The sequence below is a fragment of the Pseudomonas cavernae genome (assembly GCF_003595175.1).
GTDB lineage: Bacteria > Pseudomonadota > Gammaproteobacteria > Pseudomonadales > Pseudomonadaceae > Aquipseudomonas > Aquipseudomonas cavernae.
Window position 1 is genome coordinate 3,202,563 of the sequence record NZ_CP032419.1, and the last position, 15,543, is coordinate 3,218,105.

At 65.5% G+C, this 15,543-nt stretch carries 14 protein-coding genes and 3 tRNA genes; 4 read left to right on the forward strand and 13 right to left on the reverse strand.

Annotation, left to right across the window (positions count from 1 at the left end; genetic code table 11):
- Nucleotides 1-2: 2 nt before the first annotated feature.
- Nucleotides 3-2,036 (reverse strand): NADPH-dependent 2,4-dienoyl-CoA reductase, encoded by a 2,034-nt coding sequence (locus D3880_RS14555; RefSeq protein ID WP_119894161.1) that lies wholly within the window; start codon nt 2,034-2,036, stop codon nt 3-5.
- 201 nt (nt 2,037-2,237) lie between these two features.
- Between D3880_RS14555 and D3880_RS14560 the strand changes: the two genes are divergently transcribed.
- On the forward strand, nt 2,238-3,368 hold the full coding sequence (locus D3880_RS14560) for a carbon-nitrogen hydrolase family protein (RefSeq protein ID WP_119894162.1): 1,131 nt from the start codon (nt 2,238-2,240) through the stop codon (nt 3,366-3,368).
- A gap of 4 nt (nt 3,369-3,372) precedes the next feature.
- Complete coding sequence (locus D3880_RS14565) at nt 3,373-4,410, forward strand: AraC family transcriptional regulator (RefSeq protein ID WP_119894163.1); 1,038 nt, start codon at nt 3,373-3,375, stop codon at nt 4,408-4,410.
- Between the two features lie 219 nt (nt 4,411-4,629).
- Here D3880_RS14565 and D3880_RS14570 read toward each other — a convergent pair.
- The 12 genes from D3880_RS14570 to gspE form a co-directional block, all read right to left on the reverse strand.
- Nucleotides 4,630-4,706: transfer RNA gene (locus tag D3880_RS14570), tRNA-Asp, on the reverse strand.
- Between the two features lie 96 nt (nt 4,707-4,802).
- Nucleotides 4,803-4,879: transfer RNA gene (locus D3880_RS14575), tRNA-Asp, on the reverse strand.
- Nucleotides 4,880-4,915: 36 nt separating this feature from the next.
- Nucleotides 4,916-4,991: transfer RNA gene (locus D3880_RS14580), tRNA-Val, on the reverse strand.
- Between the two features lie 174 nt (nt 4,992-5,165).
- The gene (locus tag D3880_RS14585) at nt 5,166-5,690 is read right to left on the reverse strand and encodes a type II secretion system protein M (RefSeq protein ID WP_119894164.1); all 525 of its coding nucleotides are present in this window, start codon (nt 5,688-5,690) and stop codon (nt 5,166-5,168) included.
- Nucleotides 5,691-6,830, reverse strand: coding sequence for a type II secretion system protein GspL (gene gspL, locus D3880_RS14590; RefSeq protein ID WP_119894165.1), 1,140 nt, complete (start codon nt 6,828-6,830; stop codon nt 5,691-5,693).
- On the reverse strand, nt 6,827-7,798 hold the full coding sequence (gspK, locus tag D3880_RS14595; RefSeq protein ID WP_119894166.1) for a type II secretion system minor pseudopilin GspK: 972 nt from the start codon (nt 7,796-7,798) through the stop codon (nt 6,827-6,829). Before gspK ends, gspL begins: the two co-directional genes overlap by 4 nt.
- Entirely contained in the window at nt 7,795-8,475 is a 681-nt protein-coding gene (gspJ, locus tag D3880_RS14600) for a type II secretion system minor pseudopilin GspJ (protein ID WP_119894167.1), read from the reverse strand. The genes gspK and gspJ overlap by 4 nt, the downstream gene beginning before the upstream one ends.
- On the reverse strand, nt 8,472-8,852 hold the full coding sequence (gene gspI / locus D3880_RS14605) for a type II secretion system minor pseudopilin GspI (RefSeq protein WP_119894168.1): 381 nt from the start codon (nt 8,850-8,852) through the stop codon (nt 8,472-8,474). Before gspI ends, gspJ begins: the two co-directional genes overlap by 4 nt.
- Nucleotides 8,849-9,388: a type II secretion system minor pseudopilin GspH gene (gene gspH / locus D3880_RS14610; RefSeq protein ID WP_119894169.1), complete on the reverse strand. Its 540-nt coding sequence runs from the start codon at nt 9,386-9,388 to the stop codon at nt 8,849-8,851. Before gspH ends, gspI begins: the two co-directional genes overlap by 4 nt.
- A gap of 6 nt (nt 9,389-9,394) precedes the next feature.
- Entirely contained in the window at nt 9,395-9,781 is a 387-nt protein-coding gene (gene gspG, locus D3880_RS14615; RefSeq protein ID WP_238474455.1) for a type II secretion system major pseudopilin GspG, read from the reverse strand.
- 43 nt (nt 9,782-9,824) lie between these two features.
- Nucleotides 9,825-11,042 carry a GspF family T2SS innner membrane protein variant XcpS gene (gene xcpS / locus D3880_RS14620; RefSeq protein WP_119894171.1) on the reverse strand — a complete coding sequence of 406 codons (1,218 nt, stop codon included), beginning with the start codon at nt 11,040-11,042 and terminating at the stop codon, nt 9,825-9,827.
- A 13-nt stretch (nt 11,043-11,055) separates the two neighbouring features.
- A complete protein-coding gene (gspE, locus tag D3880_RS14625; RefSeq protein WP_119894172.1) occupies nt 11,056-12,543 on the reverse strand; it encodes a type II secretion system ATPase GspE in 1,488 nt (495 codons plus the stop codon).
- 241 nt (nt 12,544-12,784) lie between these two features.
- On the opposite strand from gspE, the gene D3880_RS14630 reads away from it, so the two are divergent.
- Entirely contained in the window at nt 12,785-13,465 is a 681-nt protein-coding gene (locus D3880_RS14630; RefSeq protein WP_238474356.1) for a type II secretion system protein N, read from the forward strand.
- Between the two features lie 3 nt (nt 13,466-13,468).
- Nucleotides 13,469-15,466: a type II secretion system secretin GspD gene (gspD, locus tag D3880_RS14635; RefSeq protein WP_119894174.1), complete on the forward strand. Its 1,998-nt coding sequence runs from the start codon at nt 13,469-13,471 to the stop codon at nt 15,464-15,466.
- The last annotated feature ends 77 nt before the right edge of the window (nt 15,467-15,543 follow it).

Here is a 15,543-nt window from a genome sequence, read left to right on the forward strand (position 1 = left end):
AATTAGAGTTCGGCGGCCAGGCGCGAACCCTGGTTGATCGCCCGTTTGGCGTCCAGCTCGGCGGCCACATCGGCGCCACCGATCAGGTGCACGCTCTGGCCGGCGGCGACCAGGCCGTCATGCAGCTCACGCAGCGGGTCCTGACCGGCGCAGATGATCACGGTGTCCACCGGCAGCACCTGCGGCTCGCCCTCGGCGATACGGATGTGCAGGCCGGTGTCGTCGATCTTCAGGTACTCGACCGCGTTGAGCATCTGCACGTTCTTGTTCTTCAGCCCGGTGCGGTGGATCCAGCCGGTGGTCTTGCCCAGGCCGTCGCCGACCTTGGACTTCTTGCGTTGCAGCAGGGATACCTGACGTGCCGGCGGATGCGGTGCGGCCTGGATACCGGCCACACCGCCGCGCGCCTCCAGGGCGGTGTCGATGCCCCACTCCTTCCAGAACGCCTCGCGGTTGAGGCTGCTGGCCTCGCCCTGATGGGCGATGAACTCGGAAACGTCGAAGCCGATGCCGCCGGCGCCGATCACCGCGACCTTCTGGCCGACCGGTTTGCGCTCGAGAATGGCATCCAGGTAGCTGATCACCTTCGCGTGCTCCACACCCGGAATTTCTGGGGTGCGCGGCGCAATGCCGGTGGCGAGGATGACGTCATCGTAACCGCCCTTGGCCAGCTCGTCGGCACTGACGCGGGTATTCAGGCGTAGGTCGACACCGGTGGTCTCCAGCTTGCGCTTGAAGTAGCGCAGGGTCTCGTAGAACTCTTCCTTGCCCGGCACGCGCTTGGCCACGTTGAACTGGCCACCGATCTCGCTGGCCAAGTCGAACAGGGTCACACTGTGGCCCCGCTCGGCTGCCACAGTCGCGGCGGACAGGCCGGCCGGCCCGGCGCCGACTACGGCGATCTTCTTCACCTGAGTCGTGGGGATGTAATTCAGCTCGGTCTCGTGGCAGGCGCGTGGATTGACCAGACAACTGGTCAGCTTGCCGCCGAAGGTGTGATCCAGGCAGGCCTGGTTGCAGCCGATGCAGGTGTTGATCTCGTCGGCGCGGCCTGCCGCGGCTTTATTCACGAAGTCAGGGTCGGCGAGGAACGGCCGGGCCATGGACACCATGTCGGCGTCGCCCTCGGCCAGCACCTGTTCGGCCACCTCCGGGGTGTTGATGCGGTTGGTGGTGATCAGCGGAATGCCGATCTCGCCGCGCAGCTTGGCGGTGACCTTGGTGAAAGCCGCTCGCGGCACCTTGGTGGCAATGGTCGGGATGCGCGCTTCGTGCCAACCGATGCCGGTGTTGATGATGGTCGCGCCAGCTTTCTCGATGGCCTTGGCCAGCAGGACGATTTCGTCCCAGGTACTGCCGCCCTCGACCAGATCGAGCATCGACAGGCGGTAGATGATGATGAAGTTCGGGCCGACCGCCTCACGCACGCGACGGACGATCTCCACCGGCAGGCGCATGCGGTTCTCGTAACTGCCGCCCCAGCGGTCGGTGCGCTGGTTGGTGTGGGCGGCGAGGAACTGATTGATGAAGTAGCCCTCGGACCCCATGATCTCGACGCCGTCGTACTCGGCCTGCTGGGCCAGCACGGAGCAGGTGACGAAGTCCTGGATCTGCTTCTCGATGCCCTCCTCGTCCAGCTCCTTGGGCTTGAACGGGTTGATCGGCGCCTGGATGGCGCTCGGCGCCACTTGTTTCGGGCTGTAGGCATAACGGCCGGCATGGAGGATCTGCATGCAGATCTTGCCACCCGCCTCGTGCACCGCCTGAGTGACGATCTTGTGCTTCTCCGCCTCTTCCGGGGTGCTCAGTTTGGCCGCACCGGAATACACGCCGCCCTCGACGTTCGGGCCGATGCCGCCGGTGACCATCAGACCAACGCCGCCGCGGGCCCGCTCGGCGAAGTAGGCGGCCATGCGCTCGAAGCCGTTCGGCTTCTCTTCCAGGCCAGTGTGCATGGAGCCCATCAGAGTGCGGTTTTTCAGGGTGGTGAAGCCCAGGTCGAGCGGGGCCAACAGATGCGGGTAACGAGCAGTCATAGGAACTCCACAACAAGCCATGGATCACGGGACGCTGCGGCCTCGAGACGGGTCGCAGTCGGTTATGGGGCAAACGATAAAGAGCGCCCCCAACCCACTCAATGATCCAAAATGACAAGTTATTGATCCAAATGAGCAGCATGACTTGGCAATGGCACAGCCGGCCCCTAACCTAGAGCCTCGACTCCACGGCCACCACCCATGCGCAAATTACTCAAAGTTCTGGTCATCACCCTATTGCTCGCCACGCTCGGCAGTTACGCGCTGTGGACGGAAATGCGTCCGGTCGGCCATTACCTGTCCGACCTGCGCAGTCAGGTCGTGCTCAACCAGGGGCAGCCGGGCGATAGGGGCAATCTGCTGGGGATCCAGCCGGAACTGTTTGCTGGCGATTACCAGAGCGCCGAGCGCCTGCGGCTGAAACTGCACGCCTATCTGGACAAGGCCCGCAGCGAGGGCCTGCTCAACGCCAAGACCGTGGTGGTGCTGCCCGAGCATATCGGCACCTGGCTGGTGGCAGTCGGCGAGAAACCTGAGGTCTATCAGGCCGCCACGGTGAGCGAGGCGATGACCTGGATGGCCGTCAGCAACCCCCTGCGCCTGACGCGCGCGCTGCTCGCCGCGAAGGGCGATGATCGCCTGGCCGACGCCCTGTTCCGCATGAAGGCGAAACGCATGGCGCAGGATTACCAGCAGCTGTTCGGCGGCCTGGCCAAACGCTTCGCGGTCACCCTGGTTGCCGGCTCCATCGTGCTGCCTGAACCGCGGGTGGAAAGCGGCCAGCTGCGCATCGGCAGCGGCCCGCTGTACAACATCAGCCTGGTATTCGGCGCGGATGGCGCACCGCTCGGCCAACCGCAAGGCAAAGTCTTCCCGATCCGCGACGAGCAGGGCTTCACCGCCGCCGCCCGCGCCGATGCTCTCAGCGTGGTGGAAACCCCCGCCGGCCGCCTCGGCGTGCTGATCTGCGCCGACAGCTGGTACCCGGCCGGTTATGCCGAGCTGGCGCGCGGCGGGGTCGAGCTGCTCGCCGTCCCGGCCTTCCTCACCGGCAACGGCAACTGGAGCAAACCCTGGGGCGGCTACAACGGTGCGCCGCCCCCGGCGGACGTCAACCTCCGCCCCGGCGAGCTGAGCGAGGGCGAAGCCTGGCAGCGCCTGGCCATGGCCGGTCGCCTGCCAAGCAGCGGCGCCCAGGCCGGGATCACCGTGTTCCTGCGCGGCCAGCTGTGGGACATGGGCAGCGATGGCCAAAGCCTGGTCGCCACCCCGCAACAGCACCAGCTGGCCGGCGACGGTCCCGGCGCCCGCCTGATCAACCTCTGGTTGTAAACCGATGAAACCCGTCCGCGTGCGCCTCGGCGACCTCAGCGTCGGCTTCGTCGACAGCCTGGCCGACGCAGTGCGCAGCCATGCCCAGGACCCTGTCCCGCTGCTGGAGCAATACGGTCTGGATGCCGCGCGCCTGGCCGAACCGCGGGCGCGCCTGTCGATTCCGCGCTACATGCGCCTGGGACATGCGGCGATCCACCTGACCGGCGACCCTGCCCTCGGCCTGTGCCTGGGCCAGCTGGGCAGTCTCAACCGCCTCGGCCTGGCCGGCGTTACCGCGGCGCAGGCACCCACAGTGCGTGAAGCCGCACGGGCGCTGATCCACTTCGAGCCGCTCTACGCACAGAACTACCGCGGTCAGTCGAGTCTGCACGAGGACGCCCGAGGCGCCTGGCTGCGCTTCTATTCGATCAGCCCGTACAACGCTTACAACCGCTTCGTGGTGGACAGCGTGCTGGCGGCCTGGGCCTGCCAACTCGGGCATCTGTGCGGTGACCGTTTGAGTCTCGAGCGGGTGATGATCGAGTTTCCCGCGCCCAGCTACGCCGAACGCTACGGCGAACTGTTCGGCTGCCCTGTGGAGTTCGGCGCGACCACCAACCAGTTGCGCCTCGACCAGACCAATTTGGCCCTGCGCAATCCCGCGCATTGCCCGAGCACCTGGCGCCATCTGCTGGAAATCTGCGAGCGCGAACTGGAGCAGCTGACCCGTACCCGCAGCCTACGCGAACGCATCGTTCACCTGCTCGGCCCGCTGCTGCACGGCCGCGAACCCGACCTGGAAGAAGTCGCCGCCCGCCTGCAAATGCCGACCTGGACCTTGCGCCGCAAGCTGGCCGAAGAAGGCACACAGTTCCGCGCGATTCTCAACGACACCCGCCGCGACCTGGCGATGGCCTATATCCGCGACACCGAATTGAGCTTCGGCGAGATTGCCTTCCTGCTCGGCTTCGCCTCGGCTGAAGCTTTTCAGCGCGCCTTCAAGCGCTGGAGCGGCGGCACTCCGGGGGAATTCCGCCGCGCCCAGCGCCAGGCGGGCTGATCACATTTCGGTCGCGTCTTCCGCAGGCTCGGCTGGGTCCTGCTCGCTGGCGTGAAATTCGAGCAGTTCTTCTTGGTATTCGTCCACTGGATAATCCTCCTGGCCTGACGACTTTATTAAAAACAAAGACCATGCCAGACAGGCTAAAGATCCCAGATGAACGAAAAATTACGGCAAAGAAAAAGCCCCCAGGTATCGCTACCTGAGGGCTTTCTAAGATGGCGCAGCGGACGGGACTCGAACCCGCGACCCCCGGCGTGACAGGCCGGTATTCTAACCGACTGAACTACCGCTGCGCGTCGGTTGGACTTGCGTCCGGTGGAACTCTTGCTTCGTCTGGCGCAAAGCCCTGGGCTTCTTGCCTCATGCCCGGCGGACCGAACATGGAAATATGGCGCAGCGGACGGGACTCGAACCCGCGACCCCCGGCGTGACAGGCCGGTATTCTAACCGACTGAACTACCGCTGCGCGTCGGCCGGACTTACGTCCGAAATCTCACAAGAGTGGTGGGTGATGACGGGATCGAACCGCCGACCCTCTGCTTGTAAGGCAGATGCTCTCCCGGCTGAGCTAATCACCCCTCGTCTTGCGAGGCGCGCAATTTACGCAGGCACCAGCGCTAAGTCAACACCCTGCTTAGAGTTTTTCTTCGCTCACAATACCACTGCCCAGCCTACGACAGCACCCAGGCCCGGCCAAAAGGCACCGCGCAGGTGCCCAGGCACGCAGAATTGCATAGTTTTGGCGCACAGATTCAGGGCCCGGCGTGCAAGGTCAGCCGCGCCGCCACCCGGCCATCGGCATTGCGATCAAGCCCAGCCTCGCCGATGCGCACCCCCTGGCTTTCCAGCACGCCAAACCAGCGCAGCAGCTGAGCGAAGGGCGCCGGCTGCAGGCTGACCTGGAGGCCACCGTCACCCTCGCTGTCCAGCCGCTCGACCGTCAGCCCCTGCTGCACTGCTGCAGCGGTCACCAACCCTTGCAGGCGAGCCGGATCGACGCTGACCTTGGGCTTGCCCTGCAGACCACGCGCCAGGGGGGCTTGCGCCTCCAGATAGGCATGCAGCTCACGCTGCTGCTCGAAATAGCTGCGCGCAACGGCACGGCTCTGCTCGGCCGGCCGCCACAGGCCCAGATACAGCAACGCCGCGAGCAGGAACAGCGCCAGCACACTCAGAGCGAGGCGCTCACGCGGCGCCAGAGCACGCCAGCGCTGCAGCAACGGGGACTTTTCCAAGCGCAATGCAAGCGGCTGGCTCAAACCTGTCAAAGTGTTCATTTAGCCTCCAATCACCAAACGCGCGCTCACGCCACTCTCCTCGCGGCTGGCGGAGCCCAGCTGCACCGTCAAACCGGCGGCGATCAGCCGTTCGCGCAACCGCTCCAGCGCCTCGAATCCCGGCGCCTGCACCTGCAGGGCGAGATCGCCGCGACTGTCACTGAAATCCAGCTGCTGCACCCGGACCTGCGCCCCCTCGGCCAACATGGCGGCGATGGCCTGGCCAAGCAGGCCGAGTAGCCGGCTCTGCCCCGCCCCGCTCGCTTCGGCCACATGCTGATCGAACTGGCGGCGCAGGTTGATCAGCTTGCTGTCCTCGGGAAACAGCTCGCGATAGAGACGCTCGCTGGCCGCCGCATAGGTGTCGCCCTGATGCCGCAATTGCCAGCTCTGGACCAGGTTGAAGCCCCACTGCAGCACCAGCCACAGCCCGACCAGCCCGAGCAGTGGCCGCCAACGTCGCCACTCGGTGCGCGCCTCACGCACGGCGAACTCGGCCTGGGCCAGATTGCAGCCCGCCGTCTGGCTCGCCAGCCAGGCATGCGCATCGTCCACCAGCTGTGCGTCCTCGATACCCTCCGGCAGCGGCTGCTCCGCCGGCGCATGGACAACCACCGGTGGCGGGCATATCGCTGCCAGCGCCGGCCAGTCTTCTGCAGTCACGGCCATGCGCGCGCTGGCGATGCCGCCGAGCAACCAGCGCCCATCCAGCCAGCACAGTTGCGTACCCTCACCCGGCAGCAAGTCGGCGTCCACCTGGATCAAGCTGGGCCGCTTGTCACCACACAGCTCGAGCCATGCGGCCAGCCAGCTGCGGCGCACGGCGAAGACCCGGTGGCGTCCATCAGCCAGCTGCTCGCCCAGCGCCAGATGCATCAGCTCGACATCTTCGGCCAGCAGTTCCTCGACCGCGAACGGCAGCGCCTGGCGCAGCCAGCGACTCTTCTGGGTCGGCAATTGCACCGCGCAGGCGGTGATGACCTCGACCGGCAGAATCAGGCGCCAAGGCAACGTCAGTTGCGGCAGCACCTCGGCGAAACTTTGGCTGCTGCGAATGCCGTCATGCAGGTATTGCACCATCAGCTCCGCATCCGACCCGGCGCAGGCCGCCGGTGGCAAAAACACACAGGCCAGGGTCATTGCTTACTCTCCTCCATTGGTTTGAGCGGTAATCCTGACTGACCCAGATCACGAGCCAATACCCGTACCCGGCCATCGTTGCTGCGTTGCAGCGTACTCACCAGCACCTGGCGATGCTCATCCATGCTGACCTCGCTGATCACCTGAAAATACTGACTGCCCACCGCGAGCCCCTGACCGTTCAAACCGAGCCCGGCCAGCGCCGGCTGGCCGAGAAACTCCTCGACGGAGCGATAGCCCTGCGCACCGCGGGCCGCCACCAAGCTCTCCGCCACCCCCGGCGAGAGGTTGTCGGCCATACAGGCAAGCACCACCGCACTGGCGGTGTTGACGTTCAATTTAGCGTCCTCCGGCAAGACGCTGACGTAGGGCAGCAGACGGCGGTAATCCACCTCGTTCATCTCCAGCATCAGGCGCAGCTCGGAAACATCGGCAAGCTGGCGATTGGCCGCCCGATATGGTGGCTGTGCCAGCAGGTATTGGTTGTCCTCGGCGCCATTCTCGCCACTGATCTCCTGATCGGCGTCCAGCCAATCCTGCAGACGCTCGGCATAGGGTTTCTCGATGCCCAGATGCAGCAGCAGGCGACGAAATTGAGCGACCGCCTGGAGGTTGGCCTGCTGCTGCCGCACCAGGCTGTTGAGGTTGAAACGCCCGCTTGGATCCTCGATGCGCACCCGCAATTCGCCGCCCTCGTCCAGCGGGAAGGCCGCCAGCGGCCGCGCCCAGGGCTCGCCGAGATGATCCACCGGGGTGCGCGGATCGCCCTGACGCAGATCGCGCAGCAGCATGGCCTTGGCCAGCAGTTCGCCGCCCTGAGCGTAGTGCCAGGCCTGACGCACGCCGAGCAGATTGGCGCTGCTGCGGATGGCCAGCTGCTGGCGGGCGATCAGACCGGCGCAGACCACGGTGACGACCGCCACCACCAGCAGTACGGTAATCAGGGCGACGCCCTGCTGGCGCCTCATGACCCGGCCTCCCCCTCTGCGTCGGGCTCAGGCTGCTCGCCGTCGGCGGGCACCTCCTCGTTTTTCTTGGCGCTATCCGGTAAGCGCAGCAGGCGACGCAACTGGCCATAACGGCGGTGCTCGATCACCATTTCGACGGCTTTGGGCAGTTGCTGCAGCCCCTCATCACTGCTGGTTTCGCCCGGTGGCCAGGCATCCGACCATTGCCCCTCGTGGTCGAGATAGCGCAGGGAAAAGCGGGTAACACCGTTGAGCGCTTGCTGCACTTGCGGCTGACTGTCCTGCGCCTGATCGAGCACCAGCCAATAGCGGCGCAACCACTGTTCGCCGCTCAATTGCCAGCGCACCCGCTGCAAACGCGAACGCGGCGTGCCGACGGGATTGCGCCAGCCGGTGCGGGTGAACTCCAGGGCCGGGCTATCACCGCCTTCGCCGATCAGCGCCGGGCGCGGATCGCCGTAAGGCTCGCGCACCGGGCGCGCCACCACTTGCAGCAGATCACGCTCGAAGGCAGCCATGCCGCGGATCAGCTCGCGCAGTTGCTGCTCCTGCTCGCGCGTCGCCGTGTCGGTGCGCAGCACGCTGTGGAGCATGCGATAAGTGCCGAGGCCGAGCAGGGCAAAAATGGCGATGGCGATCAACAGTTCCAGCAAGGTGAAACCACGCGCTCGCTTCATGGCTGGCTCCCGAGAAAACCGGTCAGCCGCAGCACCGCGCGCGCTTCCAGATCACTGCGGTCGTCGCCTGGCGCGACCCACAGCGTCACCCGGCGCATGGTCGGCTCGCTGCTCGGCTCGATCAGTCGCAGCCATTGCCATCGCCGGCCGGCATAGTCCACCTGCCCCTGGGTGCGACCACCGGACGGCGGGGTTTCGGCCAGTTGCGCTTCATTGAGCTGGTTGTCGGCGATCCACATTGCTAGCGTTTTGTCTTCCAGCCGGGCGGCGGTCTGCAGGCTGCGCGAGCTGGCGGCCAGCACGCTGGCAGCGACTGCGGCGAAAATCGCCAGGGCCACCAGCACCTCCAGCAGAGTAAAGCCGCGCCCGCGCCTCACCCGGCCCGCCCCGAGGCAGTCACGGCCTCGACCTTGGGAAGACGGAATCCATCGCTGGACATCTGCAGGCGCAGGCCATCCTTGCGCCGCTCGCCCAGGCGCAGACGGAACGGACTGAGCTCACCGCTGGACAGGATTAGCAGTTGCGGCACGCTGTCGGCGGCGGCCTTCTGCTCTTTGTCCTCCTTCGCCGGGCCTGGCAACGTGATGGCTTGGCCCTCCAGCTCGAAACTCAGTTCGGCCCAGTCCGGCAATTGATGATCCTTGCCGGCCAGCGGCAGCCATTTGCCGCTGCTCTCCTCGTAACGCAGCACCTGATAGGCCGCCGGGCTCAGGCGCAGACCATATTCACGGTTGTCCAGCACCGCTTCCTCGGCCAGCACCCCGATCAAGCCGACCAGTCGGTCGGCCTCGTTATTCAGGGCGCGCGCCGGTCCGGCAATGCCGGTGCTGAGCACCGCCAGTCCGACCATGCCACCGATGATCACCAGGACCACCAGCAGTTCGATGAGGGTAAAACCCCGCGCGCGCCGCATGATGGTTCACTGATCCCAGTTGCTGATATCCGCATCCATATCGCCGCCACCTTCTTTGCCGTCGGCACCGAGCGAATACAGGTCGAACGCCCCCTTGGTACCCGGCGCCAGGTACTGATAGGGGTTGCCCCAGGGGTCGATGGGCAGGCGCTTGAGGTAGCCGTCCTGGCTCCAGTTCTTCGCCGGCGGGTTGCCGGAGGGCTTGCTCACCAGCGCCTCGAGGCCCTGCTGGGTGGACGGATAGTTGTGATTGTCCAGTTTGTACATGTCCAGGGCCGCCGCGATGGCTTTGACATCACCCTTGGCCACGGTCACCTTGGCCTGATCCGGGCGGCTCATGACCTGCGGCACCACCAAGGCGGCGAGGATGCCGAGAATCACCACCACCACCATGATCTCGATCAGCGTAAAGCCGCTCTGACGTTGTTTCACACGCTTACCCCACCAGTTGATTGAGAGACAGAATCGGCAGCAGGATGGCCAATACGATGACCAACACCACTGCGCCCATGAAGACCAGCATGAAGGGCTCGAACAAGCCGACCAGCAGGGCCACCTGCGCACCGAGATCGTTTTCCTGATTGCGTGCGGTGCGCGCCAGCATCTGATCCAGCTCGCCGGAGCGCTCGCCGCTGGCGATCATGTGCAGCATCATCGGCGGGAACTGGCCGCTGGCCTCCAGGGCCCGGGTCAGGCTGCCGCCCTCGCGCACCTTCTGCGCCACCTCCACCACTTCCGCGCGAATCACCCGATTGCCGATCACTTCGGCGGCAATGCCGAGCGCATCGACCAGGGGCACGCCGCTTTGGGTGAGGATCGCCAGGGTCGAGGCGAAACGCGCGCAGTCGGTGGCGCGCATCAGGCGGCCGAGGAGTGGTACGCGCAACAGGAAGGCATGCCAGCGCTGGCGCAGATGCTCCTCTCGCAACGCCTGGCGCAGACCGAGCACGCCGCCGATGAGTGCCAGCACCAGCAGCCAGCCCCAGCTCTTCACCAGATCGCTGACGGCGATCAGGCCGCGGGTCAGCAGCGGCAGCGTCTGCCCGGAATCGACGAACACCCGCACCACATCTGGCACCACGTAACCGAGCAAGAAGCCGACGATGATCAGCGAGGTCACCATCAGAATCAGCGGATAAAGCAGCGCCAATTGGATCTTCTGCCGCGACTGCTGGCGCTGCTCGGTGTAATCGGCCAGCTGCTCCAAAACCGGCCCCAGGTGCCCGGCGTGCTCGCCAGCGGCGACGGTGGCGCGATACAGCTCGGGGAAGGCCGTCGGGAATTCCTTCAAGCTGGCAGCCAGGCTGTTGCCCTCCAGCACCCGGGCGCGCACGGCCAGGAGCATCGCCTGGATACGCGGCGCACTGGCTTGCGCTGCCGCGGCGCCGAGCGCCTCCTCGATCGGCAGGGCGGCCTGCACCAGGGTCGCCAACTGCCGGGTCAAGAGCGCCAGATCACGTGCCGACAAGCCGCGGGCGAAATGAAAGCCGCCACCACTGGCCGCCTGGTCGCGGGTGCGAGTGGTCTTGACCTCCAGCGGTGCCAGTTGCCGTTCGCGCAGCAACTGCCGCACCTGGCGGGGACTGTCGGCCTCGAGGACGCCTTTCTGCTGGCGCCCCTTGGGATCGAGGGCGAGGTATTCGAAGGCAGCCATGGGGTTTCCTCACTCACTCTTCGCGGGTCACGCGCAACACTTCTTCCAGCGTCGTCACCCCATCCAGCACCTTGCGCCGGCCGTCCTCGCGAATGCTCGGTCCGAGCGTGCGGGCGTGGCGGGTCATGTCCTGCTCGGAAACGGCGTTGTGCACCAGCGTGCGCATGTGGTCATCGAACACCACCAATTCGTATATGCCGGTACGCCCGCGATAGCCTTGCTGGTTGCACTGCCCGCAGCCGCGGGCGTGATAGAGCTGGGGCGCCCGGCTGAGCTCGACGCCGAGCAGGGCACACTGCGCCTCGTCGGCCTGATAAACCTCCTTGCAATGCGGGCAGAGCACGCGCACCAGGCGCTGAGCCAGCACGCCGAGCAGAGACGAGGACAGCAGAAACGGCTCGACCCCCATATCCACCAGGCGGGTGATCGCGCCGATGGCACTGTTGGTGTGCAGGGTGGACAGCACCAGGTGCCCGGTCAGCGAGGCCTGCACGGCGATCTCGGCAGTCTCCTTGTCACGGATCTCGCCGACCATCACCACGTCCGGATCCTGACGCAGGATGGCGCGCAGGCCACGGGCGAAGGTCATGTCGACCTTGGGATTGACCTGGGTTTGGCCGATGCCCTCCAAGTGGTACTCGATCGGATCCTCTACGGTGAGGATATTGCGCGTGCGGTCATTGAGACTGACCAGGCTGGCGTACAGGGTGGTGGTCTTGCCCGAACCGGTCGGGCCGGTGACCAGCAGGATGCCATGCGGCTTGCGCACGGTTTCCTCCATCAGTTGGCGATCCCGCGGATTCATGCCCAGATGCTGCAAGGTCAGGCGCCCGGCTTGCTTGTCCAGCAGGCGCAGTACCACCCGCTCGCCATTGGCCGACGGCAAGGTGGAGACGCGGATATCCACCTCACGGCCGCCCACCCGCAGGGAAATGCGGCCATCCTGGGGGATGCGCTTCTCGGCGATGTCCAGCCGTGCCATGACCTTGATCCGCGAGACCAGCAGCGCCGCCAGTTCACGCTTGGGCTCCAGCACTTCACGGAGGATGCCGTCGACGCGAAAGCGCACCACCAGGCGTTTCTCGAAGGTTTCCAAATGGATGTCGGAAGCGTTTTCCTTGATCGCCTCGCCGAGGATGGCGTTGATCAAGCGGATGATCGGCGCATCATCTTCCTGCTCCAGCAGATCCTCGGTTTCCGGCACCTGCTCGGCCAGGGCGGCGAGATCGAGGCTGCCACCGATATCCTCGGCCAGCTGCATGGAGGCGGAGTCATGCTGGTAGGCGTTGGCCATCGCCTGCTCGAAGGCTTCACCCGACAATTGACGTAGCGGCAAGCGCACGCCAGCAAAGCGCTGAGCTTCGGCCAGGGCAGTCAAATCGACCGCCGCACGATGGCCCAGACAGGGCTGACCGGACTCGGTCAACAAAACCACACCGTGACGTTTGGCGAAGCTGAAAGGCAAGCGCCGCAGGGGCGCCTCGGCGAGCGAGAGATTCATCTAGATCGGGCCTTTTGACGGTAACCATGGGCAGGCTGCACAGCCAATATGGACAAGTGTGTGCCAAGGTTCCGCATTTTTCTTGTTATTAATTTCCACAGCTGCAGCGGCAGGGCGGTGGGCTATCTTTAACACATCGACCTGCGCCGTACACGCGCAAATTGACTTGCGAGGGGTCGCCTGCCAACTGCTATGATCGGCTCGCACCCCGCACCACCCGAATAATAAGAAAGCTCATGGAGTGACGCCCTTGCCCAACCCCAGTATCCCGCGCTGGCTGCAATTGCACGCCCCGACTGTGGTCGGTGCCGCGCTGATACTCGCCATGAGCATCAGTCTGGCCTGGCAAACAGCCGACTGGATACGCCTACTGCGCGCGCCCGTGCAGGTTTCCAGCAACGCCCCGCAGACAGCCCTTACGCCCCCCGCGCTCGAACGCCTGGCGCCGCTGTTCGGCCCCAGCCCGACCAGCGACACAAGCGCAACGCCGCCGGCCACTAATCTGCGCCTGACCCTGCTCGGCAGCTTCGTCAATGCCGACCCCAAGCGCTCCAGCGCCATCATCCAACGCGATGGCAGCAAGCCACAGCGTTACAACGTAGGTATCGAGGTCGATCAAGGCGTACGCCTGCACGCGGTCTACCGCGATCGGGTTGAACTGGAGCGCAACGGCCGCCTGGAGACCCTGCCCTTCCCCACTCGCACACTCAGCGGCAGCAACCCTAGCGCTGTCGTCCCGGCTCCGGCTCCGGCTCCGGCTCCGGCAGAAGATTCGGCCGACCAACTCTCCGAATTGCAGGACGAAGACCTCCAGCAACTGCGTGAACGCATGAACGCATTGCGTCAACAGATGGAAGCAGCCGGGACCTTACCGCCTGACCAAGAATCTGCCCCCACCGAACAGCCTACGGAAAGCGAGTGAACGATGCTCACCCCTCTATCGCGTCTGACTTTCGCCTTGCTCGCCGCCGGCCTGCTGGCCACGCCGCTGGCCAGCAGCGCCGCCATCACACCGGCCACGCCGACCGCCAACGCCAACGCCAACGCCAGCCAGCAGGAAGAGCGCTGGACCATCAACCTCAAGAATGCCGATATCCGCGAATTCATCGATCAGGTCGCCGAAATTACCGGTGAAACCTTCATCGTCGACCCGCGCGTCAAGGGCCAGGTCAGCGTGGTATCCAAGGCACCGCTGTCCCTCACCGAGGTCTATCAGCTCTTCCTCTCGGTCATGGCTACTCACGGGTTCAGCGTGCTGACCCAGGGCGGTCAGGCGCGCATCGTGCCGAATGCCGAGGCCAAGGCCGAAGCCGGGGGGGGCCGGCCCGGCGCAGGCGCCATGGAAACCCGCCTGATCCAGGTACAGCATACCCCGGTGACTGAGCTCATCCCGCTGATCCGCCCGTTGGTACCGCAATACGGTCACCTCGCCGCGGTAACGACCGCGAACGCACTGATCATCAGCGACCGCAGTGCCAATATCGCCCGTATCGAAACACTGATCCGGCAACTGGATCAGAAGAGCGATCACGACTACAGCGTGGTCAACCTGCAGTACGCCTGGGTGATGGACGCCGCCGAAACCCTCAACAGCTCCATCGCCAGGGGCCAGACCAAAGGCACCAGTGGCACCCAGGTGATCGCCGATGTCCGCACCAACCGCCTGATCCTGATCGGCCCACCCGCGGCGCGGCAGAAGCTCGCGGCGCTGGCGCAGTCGCTCGACACTCCGACCACCCGCTCGACCAATACCCGGGTCATCCGCCTGCGGCATAACGATGCGAAGACCCTGGCCGCCACCCTCGGCGAAATCTCCGAGGGGCTCAAGGCGCCGGAAGGCGCCGAGGGCGGCGGCGGCGGCGGCGGCAAGCCGCAGAACCTGCTGATCCGCGCCGATGAAAGCCTCAATGCCCTGGTGCTGCTGGCCGAGCCGGATACTGTGGCGACCCTCGAGGACATCGTGCGCCAGCTCGACGTGCCGCGCGCCCAGGTGATGGTCGAGGCGGCCATCGTCGAGGTTTCCGGCGATATCTCCGATGCCCTCGGCGTGCAGTGGGCAGTGGATGCCCGCGGCAATACCGGCGGCCTCGGCGGGGTGAATTTCGCCAATACCGGACTGTCGATCGGCTCCGTGCTGCAAGCCATCCAGGACGACCGCAACGGCGTCGACAACCCTATCCTGAACAACCTGCCCGACGGCGCCATCATCGGCATCGGCACCGACAGTTTCGCCGCGCTGATCACCGCGCTGTCGGCCAACAGCAAGAGCAATCTGCTGTCCACCCCGAGCCTGCTGACCCTGGACAACCAGAAAGCGGAAATCCTCGTCGGCCAGAACGTGCCGTTCCAGACCGGCTCCTACACCACCACCGCCGATGGCGCAAACAACCCCTTCACCACCATCGAGCGCCAGGACATCGGCGTCACCCTGAAGGTCACCCCACACATCAACGAGGGCGCCACCTTGCGCCTGGAGATCGAACAGGAAATCTCCTCCATCGCGCCCAGTGCCACCCTCACCGCCCAGGCGGTGGACCTGATCACCAACAAGCGCTCGATCAAGAGCACCATCCTCGCCGAGGACGGCCAGGTGGTGGTGCTCGGCGGCCTGATCCAGGACGACGTCACGCAGACCGACTCGAAGATCCCCCTGCTCGGCGATATTCCCCTGCTCGGCCGCCTGTTCCGCTCGACCAAGGACACCCACGTCAAGCGCAACCTGATGGTGTTCCTGCGCCCCAGCGTGATCCGCGATGGCGCCGGCCTGGCCGCGCTGTCGGGCAAGAAGTACAGCGATATCCGCGTGCTCGGCGGGCAAGACGACAAGCGTCCGAGCATCCTGCCGGCCAATCCGGTACAGCTGTTCGATGGCCAGGGCACGCCGGCGGTCGACCTGCGCCGCCCGGCGCCGAACACGCCCTGACCGGCGCCCGCCGCCTTTCGCAACGTCAGGCACAGCGACCAGGCCCCGCCCCTGACGCGGACACCACGCCCAACAAA